Raw genomic sequence first — 253 nt, 5'->3', positions numbered from 1 at the left:
ATGACTCAAAACGGACAGGCCGGGTCGGGTGGGAAAGACTATGGGAAGGCTGGTTCCTGCTACAAACGCTTATTGATGGGTATTTACTGGCTAAATCGGTTGATGTAGAGATGTGACTAAGAGACAGGCTATAACCCGGCACCAACGCAATGCGTTTTGTGTCATCTCCCAACGCGCTGTCATAGTCACCATCGACATGAAAACTCGTGATATCCAAATGAACGGAATCGGGATTCAGCCCCAATTTATCAAC

The 253-nt window shown here is 47.8% G+C and carries 1 protein-coding gene; it reads right to left on the bottom strand.

Annotation, left to right across the window (positions count from 1 at the left end; genetic code table 11):
* A partial coding sequence (locus CKY02_RS24185) for a hypothetical protein (protein ID WP_146747502.1) occupies positions 1 to 253 on the bottom strand: 253 nt, incomplete at both ends.

The organism is Photorhabdus bodei, assembly GCF_003287735.1.
Lineage (GTDB): Bacteria > Pseudomonadota > Gammaproteobacteria > Enterobacterales > Enterobacteriaceae > Photorhabdus > Photorhabdus kayaii.
This window is presented reverse-complemented; position numbering and strand designations above follow the sequence as displayed.